The organism is Myroides sp. C4067 (genome assembly GCF_038039665.1).
Taxonomy (GTDB): Bacteria; Bacteroidota; Bacteroidia; order Flavobacteriales; family Flavobacteriaceae; genus Flavobacterium; species Flavobacterium odoratimimum.
Window position 1 is genome coordinate 186,355 of record NZ_JBBPHJ010000005.1, and the last position, 21,467, is coordinate 207,821.

A 21,467-nucleotide genomic window follows, 5' to 3' on the forward strand; every position below is an offset into this window, starting at 1 on the left:
TTTTGAGGGGGCAATTTCCTATATCAAAGTCAATTTTTTTTTGGCTAGTTGTTCTTTTTTTGAGCGTACAAGGGATGTATGCTCAAGATCCAGATGAACAAGTAGCTGATAGTTTACAAACTCAATATGATATTGGGAAAATTGTCATACCTGATCCTAATCTTATTAAGGAAGCATACTCCTATGATCCTTTAACGGATAGTTACTACTTTACTAAAACCTTTGACGGATTTAATGTCAATTATCCTCTTGTATTAACTCGTAAAGAGTTTGAAGAGCTTATTATGCGTGCAGAGTTGCGTAAGTATTTTCAGCAGCGATTTAATGTAATGCATGGACGTGAGGAGAACGAAGAGATCAAGCGTGATATGTTACCACGTTATTATGTGAATTCGAAGTTGTTCAGTACTATTTTTGGATCGAATACTATTGATGTTAAACCTACAGGATCTGTAGAGTTTGATATGGGAGTTCGTTATAGTAAACAAGATAACCCTGTAGTATCTACGCGTAATCGTAAGAATATGGCGTTTGATTTTAATCAACGCATTAGTATGGGATTACAAGGAATGGTAGGTACTAGACTAGCTGTGAATATTAATTATGATACCCAGGCTACTTTTGACTTCCAGAATATGATGAAATTATCTTTCGCACCAGACGAAGATGATATCGTACGTAAAGTAGAAGTAGGTAATGTAAGTATGCCTATTAGTGGTTCGCTAGTTAGAGGAGCACAGAGTTTATTTGGGGTAAAGACAGAATTACAATTCGGTAGAACCACTATTACAGGAGTATTCTCAGAGCAGAAGTCTCAGACGACTTCTATTCGTGCTGACGGTGCAGGAACATTAGAAGAGTTCGAATTAGATGCGTTAGATTATGATGAGGATAGACACTTCTTTTTATCTCATTATTTTAGAAATAACTATGATGAGGCTTTAGAGAAATATCCTTTTATAAAAAGTAGAGTAAGAATTACCCGTGTAGAAGTATGGATAACGAATCGATATGGACGCGTTAATCAAACAGGTAATAATGCACGTAATATTATAGCTATACAGGATTTAGGAGAAGGACAGAATAAATTAGGAAGACCTAATGCAGATGTTGTTTCTAAGCCTGAGCCTGATTTCTTTACTATCAATGGAGTGCCTAATGCATATCCTGATAATGCGAATAACCAATATGACCCAGGAAACATTGGGGGTAATTATTTAAATTCCTCTATTCGATTAAACACATCAGGTGCAAGTGGATTTAATGTATCTGTACAAGAAGGACGAGATTTTGTACGTTTAGAGGGAGCACGTAAGTTAAGTGCCAATGAGTTTACATTCCATCCTCAGTTAGGATACATATCATTACAACAAAAACTTTCTAATGATGAAGTTCTTGCTGTAGCGTTCCAGTACTCTATTGGAGATAAGATATATCAAGTGGGGGAGTTTGGTACAGATGGAGGTATGACGGTATTGCCTCCTGGTGTAGATGAGGCAAACCCAGATGTGCCACAGAGTCAATCGCTTATTCTGAAGCTATTAAAAAGTAATTTTACTTTAGTAGGGCAGCCAGTATGGAAACTGATGATGAAGAATATCTATCAGATTCCGAATGCGATGTATATCTCACAAGATAAGTTTAGATTCAATATTCTTTATACAGATCCGAGTCCACTGAATTATATTAGTTCTGTGGATGGGAAGCCATTGCCTCCAGATGTAGAGCGCACACCATTATTAAAAGTATTCCATTTAGACCGATTGAATTATACGAATGACCCTCAGCAAGGGGGAGATGGTTTCTTTGACTTTTTGCCTAATGGAGGAATGCAAAACACGTTTGATCCTACTAATGCAGGTAATATGAATAATGGTTATGGTAATAATAACAATGGTGGCTATGGTGGTAATGGAGGATATGGCGGTAATAATGGAGGCTTTGGAAACAATGGTGGTTTTGGAAATAACGGCGGATACGGGAATAATGGAGGGTATGGCAACAGTGGAGGATACGGAAATAATAATAACCAATACAACAGCAATACATTTGATGGGATTACGATAGACCCAATGTATGGTCGTATTATTTTTACGACTGTTGAGCCTTTTGGAGAGCACTTATTTAAAAAGCTTTCGGCTAATCAGTTAAGTGAAGATTATAACGAATCTAGTTCATATAATAAAAACCAATCAAAGTATGTCTTTAGAAGTATGTATCGTACTACTAAAGCAGAAGCTCTACGAAGCCAAAATGAGAAGAATAAATTCCAGTTAAAAGGGAAATTCTCTAGTTCAATGGGAGAAGGTATTCCTATTGGATCATTTAATGTCGCTCCAGGATCAGTTATTGTAAGAGCAGCAGGTAGGGTATTAGTAGAAGGAGTAGATTATACAGTAGATTACAGTAGAGGTCGAGTGATGATATTAGATCCAGGACTACAAGCATCTAATACACCGATCGAAGTTTCTGTAGAGAATAATACGATGTTTGGTCAGCAGACTAAGCGTTTCTTCGGAATGCACGTAGAACATAAGTTTAGCAAAGACTTTATATTAGGAGGTACATTCTTACAGATGTCAGAACGTCCATTTACTCATAAGTCGAGTTATGGTCAAGAAGCTGTGAATAATACAATCTGGGGATTGAATGCACAGTATTCTACTGAAGTACCTTTCTTAACTAGAATGGTTAATAAGTTACCTAATATAGATACAGATGTAGAATCTAGAGTTTCGTTTAGAGGAGAATTTGCTTATTTAAAACCAGGTTCCTCTAAATTAGATCAGATGAATGGTGAAGCAACTTCTTACATTGATGATTTTGAAGGAATGCAATCTATTATTGATGTTAAGTCCCCTCTCTCATGGAAGTTATCGAGTGTACCAGTAGGATTCCATGGATTGAATGAAATAGATAGTGATAGAGATAAGGTGGATGTAGCTTTGCCAGCATATTCTCTAGAGGATGGATATAGAAGATCTAAGATGTCATGGTATTCTATTGATCCAACATTTTATGTAGGGAGCAAACCAGATGGGGTAAGTGAGTATGATTTATCATCTAATAGAACACGTAGGATTTACAGTGAAGAGTTATTCCCTGACAAAGATATTGCTTATGGAGAGAGTCGAGTGATTAATACACTAGACTTGACTTATTATCCAGAGGAGAGAGGACCTTATAATTTTAATAGAAGTTATCTAACGAACCCTCGCTCTTTAACACCTAGAAAAAACTGGGCAGGTATTATGCGTGGTTTAACGACTACGAACTTTGAACAAGCGAATATTGAGTTTGTAGAGTTTTGGGTAATGGATCCGTATGTAGGAAAGAGTGGTGATGCATTAACTGTTCAGAATACAGGAGAGCTTAGATTAAACTTAGGTTTTATCTCTGAAGATATTTTGAGAGATGGACATAAGCAGTATGAGAATGGACTACCTGATACAGGAGCTAATGCAGTAACAACGATTAATACTGTTTGGGGGAAAGTACCTTCAGCTCCTTCATTAGTTTATGCATTTGATAATAATGCAGAGAATAGAAGGTTACAAGACGTTGGACTTGATGGTTTAAATGATGAAGAAGAAAGAGCTTTCTTTAAAGATTTTGCAGGATTTAGTGATCCAGCAGCAGATAACTTTGTACATTATTTAGATGCTCAAGGTGGAATATTAGAGCGTTATAGAGATTATAATGGTTTAGAAAATAATAGCCCAGCAGGCGGTGGGAGAGCAGGAAATAATCAGCCTGATGCAGAAGATATTGATGGGGATAATACCATGAATACTATTGATGCATACTTTGAGTATAAGGTAAAAGTGAAGCCTAACACTATAGTAGGTGATAAATATGTTACAGATGTCAGAGAAACTAAAGTACAGTTACCTGATGGATCTGTATCTGATGTAAGATGGATTCAGTACAAAATCCCAATTGATACTAAAGGGAAAAAAGTAGGAGCTATAGAAGATACGAGATCAATGAAGTTTATGAGAATGTATCTTACAGGTTTCGAGAAACAAGTAACACTTCGTTTTGGAACTTTAAACTTAGTTCGATCGGATTGGAAGCGATATGACAGAAACCTCATAGAAGATAATTCAGGGACTAATGATGAGAAATACTCTAATACAGGAATAGATGTATCTTCTGTGAATCTAACAGATAATTATGATCGTAAACCTATTCCTTACGTAACTCCTCCTGGAGTAAGAAGAGAACAGGTTTATATGAATAATACATTGATTAATCAGAATGAACAATCACTTTCATTAAAGATATATCCAAAAGATTTAAATGCTTATCCTTCAGGTTTACTTTCGAATGATGCTAGAGGAGTATTTAAGATCTTTAATGTAGACATGCGTCAGTATAAAAAACTGAGAATGTTTATCCATGGAGAGTCTTTAGAAGGTGGCGCATCGAGACGTTTACAAGATTATGAGATGGCAGCATTCATCCGTATAGGTAGTGATGTTATTGAGAACTTCTATGAAGTAGAGATACCATTAAAAATAACAAATGGTGGAGAAACTAACCCTGATGCGATTTGGCCGGAAGAGAATGAACTAAATCTTCCTATAGACTTACTTGCAAAGTTAAAAGTGATGAAGATGGGAGAAGTATCTCGTCCTGGTTTTGACAGTTCTAAGATATTTTATGTAAATGAAGAGGAGTTAAATCCAAGTGCTGGAGATAAGCCTAATAAAGTAAGACTTGGTATAAAAGGGAATCCAAACTTTGGAAAAGTAAGGATGATGATGATAGGGATACGTAATATCTCGCCAGGAGCAGAAGCCTTATCAGGAGAGTTCTGGTTTGATGAATTACGTATGTCAGATATGGATAATAAAGGAGGATGGGCAGCTACAGCTACAGTTGATGCTAATATAGCAGACTTTGCTAATATCTCTTTGACAGGGATGAAGTCTACTATTGGTTTTGGTGGATTAGAACAAGGGCCTCATGACCGTAGTCGTGAAGATAGAAAGTCGTACAGTGTAATGACTAACGTAAACTTAGGACAACTGTTACCTAAACGTTGGGGAATCACACTGCCATTTAATTATGCTATCAGTGAAGAGTTTATTACGCCTGAGTACGATCCGATGAATCCTGATTTAAAGCTTAGTTATATCAAGTCTGGAGCGAAGACATCAGCTGAGGCAGAAGAGGCTGAGAAGAGAGCGATGGACTACACGAAGCGTAAGAGTATAAACTTTATTGGTGTTAATAAGCAGAGAGGACCAGAACAAAAGAATCGTATCTATGATATAGAGAATATTACAGTATCTCACTCGTATAATGAGGTGAGACACCACGATTTTGAAATAGAGTCAATGTTAGAACAACAAGTGAGATCATCACTTGATTATACTTATGCTTTCGAAACGAAGTCTGTAGAGCCTTTTAAAAACATCGGTTTTATGAAAGGGCAATATTGGGGACTATTGAGAGACTTTAACTTTAATTATCTACCGACTAATATATCGTTTAGTTCTAATATTATGCGTCAGTATAATAGACAAGAGTTTAGACTAATAGATGTAGAAGGGATAGGTTTAGATCCATTGTATAGAAGAAATTATTTCTTTAACTATAACTTTGGATTCAATTTTGACTTGACTAAATCTCTTCGTCTAAGTTATATCGGAGGTAGTAATAATATCGTTCGAAACTATTATGACAGTGTAAATGGAATCGTAGATAATACGAATACAATATGGGATGATTACTTTAATATTGGTGAGCCTAATCAGTTTACACAGCAGTTAACAGTGAATTATGAATTGCCTTTTAGTAAGATTCCAGTATTGTCTTTTATCCGTTCTAACTATGCTTATACAGGTAGCTTTAACTGGCAACGTGCATCAGACGCTTATTCTAATATTGACATAGACGGTATTAATTATTCTTTGGGGAACACGATTCAGAATGCGAGAACACAACGTCTGAATACTACTTTAGGTATGGAGACTTTGTATCGTTATTTAGGGTTGGTGAAAAGCTCTGATCGCAGAAGAACGCCTTCTAAAGCGAAAAAAGCAACTATCGTTCCTGGACAGAAAGTAGTACAAGCGAAAGAAGATACTAAGAAAAAAGACAAGAAGGAGAAAGGGGAGCCATCTGCATTTGGTACTGCTACGAAAGATTTATTAATAGGAGTATTAACATCTGTAAAGAATATCCAGATTAATTATTCTGAGAATAGTGGTACGATGTTACCAGGTTTCTTACCTACTGTAGGTTTCTTTGGTACGTCTAAACCTGATTTAGGGTTCGTATTCGGTAATCAAGCAGATATTAGATATGATGCTGCTCGTAAAGGGTATTTAACAGATTACCCAGAGATGAATCAACCTTATACTACGATTAGTAATAAGACACTTAACCTGAATGCTTCAATATCTTTAATACCTGACTTGACTATTGATCTTTATGCTGAACGTATGAAGTCTGATAACTATTCAGAACAATTCGTGGTAGAGAACAATGAGTATATAGGACAAGCACCTTATAGTTATGGAAACTTCAGTATGTCTACGGTGATGTTAAGTACAGCTTTCTCTAGTAGTGATTTAATGAGTTCAGCTACTTTTGACAGAATGTTGGATAATCGTATTATCGTAGCAAATAGATTAGCTGTAGAGCGTGGTATTGATATTACCAATCCTGCCAACTTAGATAGAGAAGGATTCCCTATCGGGTATAGTAAAGGAAGTCAGTCTGTATTATTACCATCTTTTGTGGCGGCGTATACAGGTAAAGATGCGAATAAGGTTTCGACAGGTTTGTTTAAAGGAATGCCTTTGCCTAACTGGAACTTGAAGTACAGAGGACTGATGAGAATAGGATGGTTTAAAGATAATTTCAAGAACTTCTCTATTAACCATGGATATAGAGCCTCTTATACATTGGGGTCTTACAGTTATAATACGGAGTATTATAAAGCTCCGAATGAAGTAAATAAATATGGTAATTACCCTAGTGAATATGTTGTAAACAATGCTACATTATTTGAGCAGTTTAATCCTTTAATCCGTTTTGAAGTGGAGACAAAATCTTCGATCAGAATGTCTTTAGAGATGAGAAAAGATAGAATGCTATCGTTGAGCTTTGACAATAATTTATTGACAGAGACGAATGGGAATGACTTTGTATTAGGATTGGGGTACCGTGTCAAAGACGTAGGGTTTAACTCGATGTATGCTAACAATGGAATGGGAGGAAGAATCGCTAGTGATATTAATATTAAGGCAGACTTCACATTGACGAAGAGAGAGACGGTAGTGCGCTATCTAGACTATGGAAATAGCCAGACTGGTGGAGGACAAAATATGTGGTCGTTGAAATTGTCAGCAGACTATATGTTGAGTAAGAACCTTACAGCGCTCTTCTTCTATGACCATTCATTCTCTAAAGCCGTTATTTCGACTATGTATCCAATCACGAATATTCGAGCAGGTTTTACAATGCGATATAATTTTGGAAATTAACGGATATTGGTTCCACATTATGTAATAATATTATACATTTGCTAAAAACTTATTATAATGAATATACCAGCTAATTTAAAGTACACTAAAGATCACGAGTGGGTAGCTATCGAAGGAGATGTTGCTACAATTGGAATTACTGACTTCGCTCAGAGAGAACTTGGAGATATCGTTTATGTAGAAGTTGAGACATTGGATCAAACTTTAGATAGAGATGAAGTTTTCGGAACTGTAGAAGCAGTAAAAACCGTTTCTGACTTATTCTTACCATTGTCAGGAGAGGTGATCGAGTTTAACGAAGGCTTAGATACAGAGCCAGAGTTAGTGAATACTGATCCTTACGGAGCAGGATGGATGATTAAAGTAAAAGTGTCTAATATGGATGAAGTATCATCTTTATTATCAGATGCACAATATAAAGAATTGATTGGGGCGTAAAACTTTTTTTGTATTAGGAATACTATGGACAGGTCTTGTATTAGCAGGTTGCCTGTTGGATAGTGATACTATTGCAAAAGCACCAAGATTTGATATCCCATATAAAGACAAAGTAGCACATTTTACTTTTTATTTTGTATTTTCCATAATTTGGTTTGTATATTTAGTGAAAAGTAAGCCAAATAGGTCTAGAATTTGGGTAAGTATTCTTATCTTTACTATTGCTAGTTTAATGGGAGGCACTGTAGAGTTATTACAGTATTACTTCACTTCTTCTCGAAGTGCAGAATGGGCTGACGAATTAGCAAACTGTCTAGGTAGTTTATTTGGGGTATTACTATGTTTGACTCTTTTTAGAAGAAAGAAATAAGATTTAAAAATGACCCCATCACGGGGTCATTTTTTTTGTTTTAAATATATTTAGATTATGAGAGACTTAAGGGAATTTATGGATTCTACTTATTTAAAATTAGCTGATCAAGCTGGTTTAACTGAAGTAGAAAATAATCAGGTAGTAGCTGATTTAATTCAAGAAGCAATTGATGAGAAATTTAAATTAGCAATGATTCGCCCTGACCAAGTAAAGATGGGACGAAAAATGGTGGATGCTGCTAACTCAAAGGTGGCGATCGGTACAGTTATAGATTTTCCAGAAGGGAACCGCGGTCTAGAGGCGAAGTTAGCTGAAGCTAAACAAGCCATTGCTGATGGGGTGGATGAGATTGACTATGTAGTTGATTATACTGCTTTCCAAAAAGGAGAAGTAGAACAAGTAAAAAAAGAAGTAGCAGAGTGTACGAAGCTAGGTCTTGATGCTGGAAAAGTAGTGAAGTGGATTATAGAGACTGCTGCTTTGACAGATAATCAAATTGTGCAGTTAACAGCATTGATTAAAAATGTGGTGTTATCGAAGTTCAATGAGAAAGATTATGAGAAAGTGTTTGTGAAATCTTCAACAGGATTCTATAAAACAGAAGGTGGTAAACCGAATGGTGCTACACTAGAAGCAATGATTTTAATGTTAGAGAACGCTGGGCCTCTACCTGTAAAAGCTTCTGGAGGAGTACGTGATAAAGACTTCGCGATCAAATTAATTGATTTAGGAGTGAAACGTCTAGGAACTTCTTCTGCTAAGATCATTGTTGACGGATCAGGTACAGTAGATAATTACTAAGATTACATTTTAGTTCTATATGAGAGCATCTAAACTAGATGCTCTTTTTTTGTGCCTTGTTGTGAGATGCTTTTTTGCGGTTTTAAGGAGTTTTATCACAAGTATTAGATAAGTGCATTGAATGTTTAGATAAGCTTTTAAACTTATTGTTTTTAATTAGAAATAGCGAAGAGGGTTATAATATCGTATATGCATAAGGAATCATTATGGGTACGATGAGATGGTTATGGAATAATGATAGGGTAGTGATAGCATTAAAACTAGCCAAAAATATGCGAGCAGTATGGCAACACTATGCGACCACTATGCGATAACTGCCGATTAGAAAGGTTTAAGATGTTGTAAATAAGTAGATTATTGTTTTTTTGTAATGCTGTTTATTTAAGCCTGTTTTTGAATTGATAATAAAGCTGCATAGCGTATTAATGTTGGAATGAATAGCGTTGTATTTTTTCTAAAAAGGTGTTTTGTTATCAGGATTACTTTGATAAGATGGTTGCATTCTATTTTATTGTTGTTGAATAACTATAATGCCTTGTAGAATTTTTATTTCTAAGTCAGAAAGTAGATAACATTGGATGTGTTTTATGGCTTTGTTTTTTGAAGAGGATTATCCTTGTGTTTCTATATTTTAGTGTTGGAATTTAGAAAAAGAGAAGAATACAAGTTGTATTATTTTGGTTGTGAATTGCATTAAATTGACTTAGTAGCTATTGGTATAAGTGTAAGAATTGTTAAAAAACATATTTAATTCGTTTTGATAGTCATAGCAATCTTAGTTGTTTGTGATTATCATCAATGTTTCTTTTGTGAAAGTGCTGATTTATTTGAATGTTTTTTTTTTAGAACACTAAAGACTGAGGATATTTAAAAAAAGGTTATATTAAAGGCTGTCACGTTTGTTTTTAGGTATTGTTTTAAAAATTGAACTATATTTGCACATCATTAAAAACAAATGAAAACAGCTTTGAATTTATCGTCTGAAAAAAATACGTCAACTTCTGTGTTGACGGAGTTTAAAGAAATGACTAAAATGGGGTTGGCACTCAGCGTAGTTTTTTCTACCATAGCTGGTTACTTTTTAGCTATACCCGATTTAGGAAGTATTGACATTCTTACAGTACTAGCTCTTGCTATAGGAGGATACTGTATGGTAGGTGCTTCTAATGTATTTAATCAAATTATAGAGAGAGAGCTAGATGCGAAGATGACTCGTACTATGAATCGTCCTATCGCGTCTGGAAGAGTTAAGCCTAGTGCAGCTTTTATTTTAGCTTGTACGCTTACAGTATTAGGTATCGCTATCCTTTATGTAGTGAATCCTAAGACGGCTATGTTCGGTGCTATCTCTATCTTTTTGTACACGAGTGTATATACACCGTTAAAGACTATTACCCCTCTATCAGTTTTCGTAGGAGCTTTCCCAGGTGCTATTCCTTTCATGTTAGGATGGGTAGCGGCTACTAATAACTTTGGTATAGAGGCAGGAACATTATTTATTATTCAGTTTTTCTGGCAGTTCCCACACTTCTGGGCTATTGGTTGGTTCTTATATGACGACTATAAAAAGGGAGGATTCTCTATGTTACCTACAGGAGAGAAGGATTCTAAGACTGCGACACAGATTATCTTATACACGATTTGGTTAATCATTGCGTCTGTATTCCCTGCATTTGGAGTTACAGGTAGATTATACCTAACACCTGTATCAGCTGTGCTAGTGTTATTAGCAGGATTATGGATGTTATGGGCAGGAATAAAACTGTATAAGAAAAGAACAGATAAGGCAGCACGTTCACTGATGTTAGTGAGTGTGACGTATATTTCGTTAATACAGATAATCTATATACTTGATAAAATTTTAAGATAACAATAAATGGATATAACAGCTCAAGAACAATACGAAAGAAAAGGAAAGGCATTAAAGGTGATGATGCTTTTCGGGATAGGTAGTATTATGATGGTCTTCGCTGGTCTAACGAGTGCTTATGTAGTAAGTAAGTCACGTCCAGACTGGTTAGCAGAGTTTCAATTGCCAAATTCTTTTTTATATAGTACATTAGCAATCGCAATAAGTAGCGTTACTATGCACTTAGCATATAAGGCTATAAAACAAAATGATCGCAATAAAACAACTACTTATCTAGTTTCTACTTTGATATTAGGATTGTTATTCGTTTTTTTGCAGTTCAAAGGCTTTAATGAGGTAATATCTATGGGATATTTCTTCACTGGGAGTGAGAGTACGATTACCACATCATTTTTATATGTGATCGTAATAGTACACATCGCTCACTTAGCTGGAGGGGTTTTATCACTATTGTATGTAATTTATAATCATTTTAAACAAAAGTATAATTCACAGCAATATATTGGAATTGAATTGTGTGCATGGTTTTGGCACTTTTTGGATTTATTGTGGATTTATTTGTTTTTATTTTTTACATTCTTTAAATAAAAAAAATAAACTAAATTTGAAAACTTTATAACTAACAACATTTTATGGGAGCGACAGTTACTACAGCAGCTACTAAAGAAACTACTTGGGGTGGAGGAAATGAGCCTCTTAAAGTAAGCTATGGTAAAATGATGATGTGGTATTTCATATTATCAGATTCATTAACTTTTTGTGGATTCCTTGTAGGATACGGGTTTACTCGTTACAAATTCATGGATACTTGGCCGATTGCGGACGAAGTATTTAATCACTTTCCATTTTTACACGGTGTAGATGCGCCGATGTTCTATGTGGCATTGATGACTTTTATTTTAATTTTCTCTTCGGTTACTATGGTATTAGCTGTAGATGCTGGACATCAAATGAAAAAGAATAAAGTAGCAGTGTACATGTTCTTAACGATCGTAGGAGGTTTAGTATTCTTAGGATCACAAGCATGGGAGTGGAAAAACTTTATTAACGGAACTTACGGAGCAGTAGAGACTCGTGGAGGATCTATCTTACAGTTCGTAGGAGAAGATGGTAAACAAATTGCATTAGGTGATTTTGCAAAAGTAGATCCAAACAGAGATGAGGCTACTTTAACAAGAGCTAAAGCTACTTGGTTTGTAAAAGGAGAGAATGCACCTACATATTCTTTAGCAGAAGTAAAAGCAGGTTTTGAAGCTAATCCTAACGTAAGAATTAGAACTCAATTAACTACAGATGCTAAGCACAAAGAAATTTTAACTAGAGAGCAATCAGTTAAACGTTTAGAAGATGCTGTATTAGTAGTAGAAGGAGCTAACTTAATCCGCAATGAGTACGGACATAAAGTATTCGCAGATTTCTTCTTCTTCATTACTGGATTCCACGGATTCCACGTATTTACAGGGATTTTAATTAATGTAGTAATTTTCTTCAACGTATTATTAGGAACTTACCAAAGAAGAGGTTCTTACGAAATGGTTGAAAAAGGAGGATTATACTGGCACTTTGTGGATTTAGTATGGGTGTTCGTATTTACATTCTTCTATTTAGTTTAATTTTAAAAATAAAGTAAAATGGCAGCAGAAGGAGCACATCATTCAAATACAAAGAGAATATGGACAGTATTCGTAATCATGTCTGTAGTTACTCTAGTAGAGGTTATCTTAGGTATTATTAAACCAGAATCTCTACATCACGTACATATTTTTGGATTGAGTTTATTGAACTATATCTTCATTATCTTAACGATTGTTAAGGCATACTACATTATGTGGGCGTTTATGCACTTAGAACAAGAGAAATCGGCATTCAGATGGTCTGTAGCTGGAGTTCTTACTTTCTTATGTGTGTATTTAATCACTTTAGTATTGACAGAAGGTAATTACATCTTCGATGTATTCCAAAACTCACAATATAAGTGGATATTTTAATAACATATTATTATATATTTTAAAGGCGGTTTATTGACCGCCTTTTTTTATTTTTGTTAGTTAGTCAACATTGTGTAAAAATGAAAAAATATTTAATTCTAACGTTGCTGTTTGTGATGCCTATTTGTGCATACTTATTCTTTGCAACAGGTGTTAATCAATTTAAGCGTTTGCCTATAATTACTGAAGGTGTTCAGGATTTTCCGAAAGGAACTTCGTCCTTGGAGAAGATGCCTTCTTTAGACGGTAAGATTACCGTATTAGGTTTCCCAGGAGCGCATTTGTTCCGTGATCGTGGAGATGCCTTTAATTTAAATCAGAAGATATATAAGCGATATAAAGATTTTGAAGATTTTCAGTTGGTGATGGTATTGCCTTATGGAAGTGAGGAAGCCGCTCAGAAGGTAGTGGATGAGTTAAGCCCGATCTCTGATATGTCTAATTGGAATTATCTATTCTTAAAACCTGAAGAGATACAAGAGTTCTTTAATTCATTGGGTCTTGTTGGTAAGTTAGATAGTGACTTAGCTAGTAGCAATGTATATCTAGTGGATAAAGACCGAAATGTACGTGGACGTAAAGGAGAGAATAAAATAGGGAATTATGAGTATAAGGAAGGTTACTCAACAATATCAGCAGCAGAGTTAAATAATGATATGATGGATGATGTAAAAGTGCTTTTAGCTGAGTATCGATTAGCATTAAAAAAATATAAACGAATTAATACAAACGAATAATATGAAAGACAAGTCGTATATCTGGATCTCACTTATTATTTTAATATTTGGAATTTGGGCTGTGCCTAAGATTATTAAAAAGTTTGAGAAAGCTGATTTAGAAATTATAGGTACTGCACCTAAATTTGAATTAGTGGATCACAATAATAAGACGATTACCAATGATAATTATAAAGGGAAAGTATATTTAGTAGAATTCTTCTTTGCTAACTGTCCTACTATCTGCCCTATTATGAATGCGAATATGTTGAAAATACAAGATACATTCTATGGCAAATTAGACTTTGGTATTGCTTCTATTACGATAGACCCTACTCGTGATACTGTAGAGGCTCTACATACTCATGCAGAAGGATTAGGAGTGAAGAATCCATATTGGCATATGATGACAGGAGATGCTAAGTATATTTATGATTTAGCGAAGAAGTTTAATTTATACACAGGAGTTAATCCTGATGCACCAGGTGGTTTTGAACATTCAGGTTTATTTGCCCTGATAGATAAGGAAGGGAATATTCGTTCTCGTAAAGATGAGCATGGTAATCCTGTAGTTTATTACGATGGGACCAGTGATGAAGGTGTTGCTTGGTTAAAGGAGGATATAAAAGCATTATTAGAAGAATAATATTATTAAAATGGAAAACAATATTGAACAAAAGTACAATAAGTGGATATGGATACTTTCTATAGCAATACCTGTGGTAGTAGCTATCCTATTTGGAGTTAATCTACAGAAACTAGGATATGATGTAAAACCGTTATCATTTTTACCTCCAATCTACGCTACTATTAATGGACTTACCGCTGTATTATTAGTATGGGCAGTAATGGCTATTAAAAAAGGAAATAAGCAATTACACGAGCGTTTAATCAAATTGTGTATTGCATGTTCAGTAGCTTTTTTAGCGATGTATGTGGCTTATCACATGACTTCTATTGAGACGAAGTTTGGAGGAGAGGGAATTATACGTCCTATCTATTTCTTTATTTTGATTACCCATATTTTATTGTCTATTATCATTATTCCTTTTGTTTTGTTCACGTTTGTACGTGGTATTTCTGGATCTTATGCTAGACATAAAAAGTTAGCTCGTATTACTTACCCTATGTGGTTGTATGTAGCTGTGACAGGAGTTATCGTTTACTTGATGATTTCGCCTTATTATATTAACTAATACAATTAAGTAATGATGAAAAAGTTAGTTTGGGGTCTGCTGTTTTCTGTATTTTTCTTTTCGGGTGAGGCATTTGCTCAGTGTGCGATGTGTCGAGCTACATTAGAGACAGAAGACGGAGGAGTGAAAGCAGAAGCTGTAAACGACGGAATAGTGTACCTAATGATATTTCCGTATTTGCTTGTTGCTTTTGCTATGTATTTTAGTTATAGAGTATATAAAAACAAAAAAAGTACAAAATCATAACAGAAAACCGCTAATAGTAGCGGTTTTTTTTATTACTTTATACTTGAGTTATAATTAATTATTAATTTCAGAAGAGTATATCGAATATGGTTAATCGCTACTTTCTAAAAGGTACTTGTATAGTACTGGGTTTATATTGTTCTTTTGTGAAAGGACAAGAACGTACTCTATGGTCATTAGAGAAGTGTATTGACTATGCAATAGAGAATAATATTCGTATTAAGCAGTATGAGTTAGATGAACAAAGCGCAGAGATTAATAAGGATATCGCGATAGGCAGCTTCATGCCTAATGTCAATTTAACCGGAAGTCATTCATGGACTATCGCAGATCAGCCAGATCAGTTAACAGGTATGGTAGATAGTAAGACTATTCAAGCGACAAATTTAGGTCTGGGTATGAAAGTAGATTTATACGGAGGACTGAAGAAACAGAATATGTTGGTCAAGGCTAGATTATCACATCTAGCTTCTCAGTATAAGTTGCAAAAGATGAAGGAGGATATTGCGTTGAATGTGATTAATTCTTATTTGCAGATTTTGTTTAATAAAGAATTGGTAAAGACGAATCAAACGCAATTAGAATATGACAAGAGTCAGCAGGAGCGTACGCAAGAGTTAGTGAATGAAGGTGTTGTACCAGCAGGTGATTTGTTAGAAGCCAAAGCGACTGTGGCTATAGATACACAGCGATTAATTATTTCACAGAATGAACTAGTGATGGCTCGTTTAAACTTAGCTCAATTGCTTCAAATCAAGTCCTATGAATCTTTTGATATTGTAGATACGGACTATGAAGTGTCAGAGTCAAGTATGCTTAGCTATAGCCCTCAAGATATTACTAATAGAGCTACTGAAGTATTGACAGATATCAAAACAGCAGAAACGAATGTGCTGATGGCAGAAAAAGATGTAAGTATAGCTAAGTCTGCTTATAGCCCTACTCTACAAGCATTTTATAATCTAGGTACGAATATGAATTACCAAGATCGATTAGTAGGAAATCGCTTATTAGAATCTACTTCTGAAGTAGGGTATGTAGAAGGATCTAATCAGCGTGTATTGCGACAGAATAGTATGGCTGTATACGGTGGGCCTAATTCTTTTTTCAATCAGTTTAGTGATAACTTTAATTCGAATTTTGGTTTAAGTCTAACGATACCTATTTTTAATGGTTTCTCTACTCGAAATAGTATCAAATTAAAAAAACTTACGCTACAACAGATAGAGAATGAAAGAGAGGTAATTGCACTGAATTTAGAGCAGCTCGTGTTTAAGGCTTATACAGATACGGAGAGTGCTTATCAGAAGTATGAGGCTAGTAATGCAAGTCTTGAAGCAAGGAAGCTGTCTCTAGAGTACTCAAAGGAGCGTTATTCTGTTGGCTTAATTAATATCTTTGAATTAAATCAAAATCAGACTTTATTTGTGACGGCACAGTCAGATTTATTAAAGTCTAAATATGAATACATTTTTAAAACCAAGATACTAGAGTATTATTTTGGTATCCCACTTTTTAAACATTAGAGAGATGAAGAAAAAATACATCATAGTAGTTGGTATCCTTATAGTGGCTGTCTTACTTATTGGAAAGTTTGTTTTCGGTAAAGAAGAAGATCGTACTAAAGTAGAAACGATAGAATTAGAAAAGACGAATATTATCGAGACAGTATCAGGTACAGGAAAGATACAACCCGAAATAGAGATTAAAATATCTTCAGAAGTATCTGGAGAAATCATAAATTTGCCAATCAAAGAAGGACAGGTCGTTAATAAGGGAGATCTATTAGTCGTAATTAATCCAGACTTATATACTTCTGCTATGGAGAGAGTAGAGGCGATGTTAGCGACGAGTAAAGCTGGATTATCACAGGCTGAAGCTCAGTTAAAAGAGGCTAAATCTAATTATGATCGAAATAGTAGATTGTATGACAAGGGAGTGATTTCGCGTTCTGAATGGGATCTAGTAGTGCGAACGTATGAAGTGGCTAAAGCAGCTCAATCTTCTGCTTATTATAATGTAGAGAGTTCTAGGGCTGCACTAGCAGAGTCAAAAGCTAATCTTCTTCGAACGACGATATACGCACCAGCTTATGGTACGATTTCTAGAGTGAATGTAGAGTTAGGAGAGCGAGTGTTAGGTACCCAACAGATGGCAGGTACGGAGATTTTAAGAGTGGCTAACCTTAGTGGAATGGAGGTAGAAGTCGATATTAATGAAAATGATATCGTAAAAGTGAAATTAGGGGATGAGACAAGAATCAGTGTCGATGCATATCTAAAAAAAGAGTTTAGAGGTGTAGTTACTAGTATTTCTAATTCTGCTTCTAATCAGACAGTATCAGCTGATCAGGTAACGACTTTTAAAGTAAAGATTAAAATCTTAGCAGAATCATACCAAGACTTGGTAAAAAAGGATATTGAGAATTACTCTCCATTTAGACCAGGTATGACTGCAGCTGTAGATATTATTACTGATGTTAAGAATGATATTTATGCGGTACCTATTAGTGCTGTGGTAATGAAAACACCTACTGATACTGTTATGAATAAAACAGAAGGAAAGAAGATATTCGATAAAGAGCTTATGAGAGAAGCTATATTCGTTAATGATGGCGGTACAGCAAAGCTTAAATTTGTGAAAACTGGAATAAAAGACGACTCGAATATTCAAATAATAGAAGGGCTTCATGCTGAGGATGTGATTATTACAGGACCATATTCGACTGTAAGTAGAATCCTTCAACATGGAGATAAAGTAGAAGTAGAAAGTAAAAAATAATAATGATAACGATTTTATCTATTGAGACAGCTACTAAGAACTGTTCTGTCTCATTATCAGTGACTGGAGAAGTAATAGCGTGTAAGGAGATAGCAGAAGAGAATTTCTCTCATGCTGAGAAGCTACACGTTTTTGTAGAAGAAATATTAAAAGAGAATAACAAGACTTTAAAAGATCTTTCGGCTATAGCGATTAGTCAAGGACCAGGATCCTATACAGGCTTGCGCATAGGAGTATCTTCAGTGAAGGGGCTTTGTTATGGATTGTCGATTCCTTTAATAGCATTAGACACTTTAGAGATATTAGCAAGACAGGTGGAGGTGACAGAAGGACTGATCGTACCAATGCTAGATGCTAGACGTATGGAAGTGTTCTCCGCAGTCTTTGATAAAGAGTATAATAAATTAAGTGAAATAGAGGCAATCGTTATTGATGAAAACTCTTTTAATCAATATAAAGGAACAAAATTACATCTGATAGGGGATGGAGCAATGAAGTGTAAGGAAACATTAGGTACGGAAGGTTTTATGTACTATCCTGAGATTACATATCCTTCTGCAAGTGAAATGGGAGTGATGGCTTATGATAAGTATGTGAAAGAAGAATTTGTAGATGTGGCTTACTTTGAGCCTTTCTATCTTAAAGACTTTGTTCTCATTCAAAAGAAGAAATAAATAATAATAAATAAGGGCTACTAATCTATAGATTGTTAGCCCTTATTTATTGAATGAATATCTATTATAGCGCATCACTTATTTCTCTAGCTTTTAACAGGACATAAGATGTGGCAACGGTATAGTTATCATTCTCTACCCATATCTGTACGGTATATGTAATCTTAGTGTCTAATAACTCCCTAATTAATATTCTAGGTCTTGGTTGTGAAAGTACTTTGTCATAGGAATCTAGCTCCTCTTGTAGTTTTTCTATAAAGACTGTTGTGTTTTTAAGTAGAGTTGTTTGCACTGCTATTTCAGCTCTTCTAAGGTTGTTCTGTGTAATATTTTTAATCTTACCATTAGATAGTACTCCGTTAGGGATATACACTATATTGTTCTGATAAGTTAGTACCTGAGTGGAGAAGATATGTATGGTTAGTACTTTACCTGTTTCTCCCTGTGCCTCTATAATATCTCCTATTCTAAATGGTTTAAATAGAATAATTAATACACCTCCAGCGAAGTTACTCAATGATCCTTGTAATGAAAGACCAATGGCTAAACTCATCGCACCAATAATCGCTACGAATGAACTAGTTTGTATACCTAGCTTTGAGGCGATGATAACAAATAAGAGTATTCGCATTCCCCAGATTAATACATCTAGAATAAAGCTAGAGAAAGTAGGGTCTATATTCTTTTTTAAGAATATTCTTTTTGCTAATCTCTGTAAGAAGCGAATAACCCATAGACCTATACCTAAGATAATAAGTGAAGTCACTATCTCAGGTATATAGGTAATAATATCTTCAATATATCTAGATAATAAAGTATCTAATTTTTGCATATTTTATAAAGTATAATTATCTATCTGTGTATGATCTGTATCAGGTGCTAAACATGCTCTTTCTATACAAATATAATGTAAAGTTTCTTCTGTAGGAGTATATTTAGCTAAGTAAGGTACAGTTGATGGTGAGGATACTGAGAATACAGAAGCTCTCGTTATTATGTTTTCTCTTCTCGATAGGTTATGTTGTAGAGCATCTGCACCCACCCATGTTAATTCAAGAGGTTGCTCTAAATATAGTTGTAGCAATAGCCAATGTGAGTATGCTGAAGGATAATCAACAGTAGATAGTACAGTATTCATCATATTAATTGTGAGATCACTGTAGTAACTATTCTCGTATAGCAAACCGAGTTTGTATAAATTTATAGCCATAATCGCGTTAGAAGAAGGGATAACATTATCCTCTGTTTCTATCGCTGGTGTAATAGTATCTTCTTGGTTATGCTTGCTAAAATAAAAGAACTTGCTCTCGTGATCTAAGAAGTGGTCTAAAGAGTAGTCCATAAGATTTTTGGCTTCTGTGATGTATTGTTGTTCTTCTGTGTGTTCAAATAGATAAATTAATCCTTGTATATAAAAGGCATAATCGTCTAAGAAAGCTTCTATCTTGGCATTTCCATCTTTATACGTACGCAATAGTCCACGCTCTTCACACCATAGGTTATTGTGGATGAATAGGTGTAATGCTTTAGCTTGTTCTAGATAAGCTGTGTTTTGAGTAGCCGTGTATGCATCTAATAATCCTGTGATGTACATAGCATTCCACGAAGTGAGTGTTTTGTCATCTAGGCGTGGCTTAGGTCTATTCGCTCTATACTGTCTTAGAGCTGTTTCCCATTGCTTTTTTTTATTTTCTAAGTCTTCAAGAGGGATATTATTCTCGTTAGCGATATCTATTAATTCACGGGTTTGGATTAATACATATTGGTTGTTCTCCCAATGTCCAAAAGAATTGATATTAAATACAGTACTGAATAAAGGGAAATCTTGTTGGACTAATTCTTTTAATTCTTCTATTGTCCAAATATAGAAAGCACCTTCTTCCAGCTGGTTGTGACTGTCTAAACTGTCTGCATCTAGTGCTGAATAATATCCTCCTTCACCATTAGCCCAATTGTTAGTAGTAAAATTAATTGTCTTGTCAATAACTTCTTTGTAGAGTTTATTGTGAGTACGTTTATATCCATCTGCATATACAGATAACAGTTGTGCATTGTCATAAAGCATTTTTTCGAAGTGAGGAATATGCCATTTATGATCGACAGAATATCTAGAGAAACCACCTTCTACTGTATCAAATAGACCTCCCCATGCCATTCTAGTTAACGTAAGGTCTATGTATTCTAATAATTGTTGATCTCGGTGTAATACTCCTTTTTTCTGTAAGTATAGTAAGTTAGTAGGCATCATGAACTTTGGCGTTCGTGTATACCCTCCATATTCCCAATCAAAACTCTTCTTCCAATTCTCTAATACAAGTTCAGTATTGAATCTAGAGTCTTCTTGTGCTATAGGTGCTTGGCTAAGAATAGATATCCCTTCTTGAAGTTGAGTAGCAAAGTCAAGTACAGTATCGCGTTTTTCTTTGTACAGGTGATGTAACTGTGATAAAGAATCTATCCATGCTTCTTTCTTAAAATAAGTACCACCCCAGATAGGTCTACCATCTGGTAGGCAAACTACATTTAAAGGCCATCCTCCTTGTTTCGTCATAATTTGGATTGCTTTCATATAGAAGTTATCTAGATGAGGAAGCTCTTCACGATCAACCTTGATAGAGATAAAATGTTGATTCATAATATCTGCTACCTCTTGGTTCTCAAAACTTTCTTTTTCCATAACATGACACCAGTGACAAGTAGAGTATCCTATGCTGATAATAATAAGTTTGTCTTCCTGCTCAGCTCGTGTTAAAGTTTCTTTATTCCATGCTTTCCAATAAATAGGGTTATTGGCATGTTGTAATAAGTAAGGGCTTGATTCTAAGTGTAATAAATTCATGATGAGATTCTGATATTGTTGTTGCTTAACAAAAGTACTCAAA

17 protein-coding genes are annotated in these 21,467 nt (G+C 34.9%); 15 read left to right on the plus strand and 2 right to left on the minus strand.

The features are described 5' to 3' along the window. Window positions 1-2: 2 nt before the first annotated feature. The 15 genes from sov (at window position 3) to tsaB (ending at window position 18,585) form a co-directional block, all read left to right on the plus strand. A complete protein-coding gene (gene sov / locus AABL87_RS05435; RefSeq protein WP_006257353.1) occupies window positions 3-7,502 on the plus strand; it encodes a T9SS outer membrane translocon Sov/SprA in 7,500 nt (2,499 codons plus the stop codon). A 57-nt stretch (window positions 7,503-7,559) separates the two neighbouring features. Further along, window positions 7,560-7,940: a glycine cleavage system protein GcvH gene (gene gcvH, locus AABL87_RS05440; protein ID WP_006257352.1), complete on the plus strand. Its 381-nt coding sequence runs from the start codon at window positions 7,560-7,562 to the stop codon at window positions 7,938-7,940. Beyond that, window positions 7,930-8,310 carry a VanZ family protein gene (locus tag AABL87_RS05445; RefSeq protein ID WP_006257351.1) on the plus strand — a complete coding sequence of 127 codons (381 nt, stop codon included), beginning with the start codon at window positions 7,930-7,932 and terminating at the stop codon, window positions 8,308-8,310. The genes gcvH and AABL87_RS05445 overlap by 11 nt, the downstream gene beginning before the upstream one ends. A 57-nt stretch (window positions 8,311-8,367) precedes the next feature. Further along, window positions 8,368-9,114, plus strand: coding sequence for a deoxyribose-phosphate aldolase (gene deoC / locus AABL87_RS05450; RefSeq protein ID WP_006257350.1), 747 nt, complete (start codon window positions 8,368-8,370; stop codon window positions 9,112-9,114). 955 nt (window positions 9,115-10,069) lie between these two features. Beyond that, entirely contained in the window at window positions 10,070-10,984 is a 915-nt protein-coding gene (cyoE, locus tag AABL87_RS05455) for a heme o synthase (protein WP_006257349.1), read from the plus strand. Between the two features lie 6 nt (window positions 10,985-10,990). After that, on the plus strand, window positions 10,991-11,572 hold the full coding sequence (locus AABL87_RS05460) for a cytochrome c oxidase subunit 3 (RefSeq protein ID WP_006257348.1): 582 nt from the start codon (window positions 10,991-10,993) through the stop codon (window positions 11,570-11,572). Window positions 11,573-11,616: 44 nt separating this feature from the next. Continuing rightward, window positions 11,617-12,597 carry a cytochrome c oxidase subunit 3 gene (locus AABL87_RS05465; protein ID WP_286417970.1) on the plus strand — a complete coding sequence of 327 codons (981 nt, stop codon included), beginning with the start codon at window positions 11,617-11,619 and terminating at the stop codon, window positions 12,595-12,597. An 18-nt stretch (window positions 12,598-12,615) separates the two neighbouring features. After that, complete coding sequence (locus tag AABL87_RS05470) at window positions 12,616-12,972, plus strand: cytochrome C oxidase subunit IV family protein (protein WP_006257346.1); 357 nt, start codon at window positions 12,616-12,618, stop codon at window positions 12,970-12,972. Window positions 12,973-13,088: 116 nt separating this feature from the next. Beyond that, window positions 13,089-13,709 (plus strand): hypothetical protein, encoded by a 621-nt coding sequence (locus tag AABL87_RS05475; protein WP_006262808.1) that lies wholly within the window; start codon window positions 13,089-13,091, stop codon window positions 13,707-13,709. Between the two features lies 1 nt (window position 13,710). Continuing rightward, window positions 13,711-14,334: an SCO family protein gene (locus tag AABL87_RS05480; protein WP_006257344.1), complete on the plus strand. Its 624-nt coding sequence runs from the start codon at window positions 13,711-13,713 to the stop codon at window positions 14,332-14,334. Between the two features lie 10 nt (window positions 14,335-14,344). Then, window positions 14,345-14,884: a DUF420 domain-containing protein gene (locus AABL87_RS05485; RefSeq protein WP_006257343.1), complete on the plus strand. Its 540-nt coding sequence runs from the start codon at window positions 14,345-14,347 to the stop codon at window positions 14,882-14,884. 12 nt (window positions 14,885-14,896) lie between these two features. Beyond that, window positions 14,897-15,130 carry a hypothetical protein gene (locus tag AABL87_RS05490; protein ID WP_006257342.1) on the plus strand — a complete coding sequence of 78 codons (234 nt, stop codon included), beginning with the start codon at window positions 14,897-14,899 and terminating at the stop codon, window positions 15,128-15,130. An 86-nt stretch (window positions 15,131-15,216) separates the two neighbouring features. After that, on the plus strand, window positions 15,217-16,656 hold the full coding sequence (locus AABL87_RS05495; RefSeq protein ID WP_025125381.1) for a TolC family protein: 1,440 nt from the start codon (window positions 15,217-15,219) through the stop codon (window positions 16,654-16,656). A 4-nt stretch (window positions 16,657-16,660) separates the two neighbouring features. After that, a complete protein-coding gene (locus AABL87_RS05500) occupies window positions 16,661-17,911 on the plus strand; it encodes an efflux RND transporter periplasmic adaptor subunit (protein ID WP_006266314.1) in 1,251 nt (416 codons plus the stop codon). 2 nt (window positions 17,912-17,913) lie between these two features. Beyond that, entirely contained in the window at window positions 17,914-18,585 is a 672-nt protein-coding gene (tsaB, locus tag AABL87_RS05505; RefSeq protein WP_006257339.1) for a tRNA (adenosine(37)-N6)-threonylcarbamoyltransferase complex dimerization subunit type 1 TsaB, read from the plus strand. A 64-nt stretch (window positions 18,586-18,649) separates the two neighbouring features. On the opposite strand, the gene AABL87_RS05510 is transcribed toward tsaB, so the two are convergent. Further along, window positions 18,650-19,417 (minus strand): mechanosensitive ion channel family protein, encoded by a 768-nt coding sequence (locus AABL87_RS05510; protein ID WP_341277059.1) that lies wholly within the window; start codon window positions 19,415-19,417, stop codon window positions 18,650-18,652. 3 nt (window positions 19,418-19,420) lie between these two features. Then, entirely contained in the window at window positions 19,421-21,424 is a 2,004-nt protein-coding gene (locus tag AABL87_RS05515) for a thioredoxin domain-containing protein (RefSeq protein ID WP_286417973.1), read from the minus strand. Window positions 21,425-21,467 lie beyond the last annotated feature (43 nt).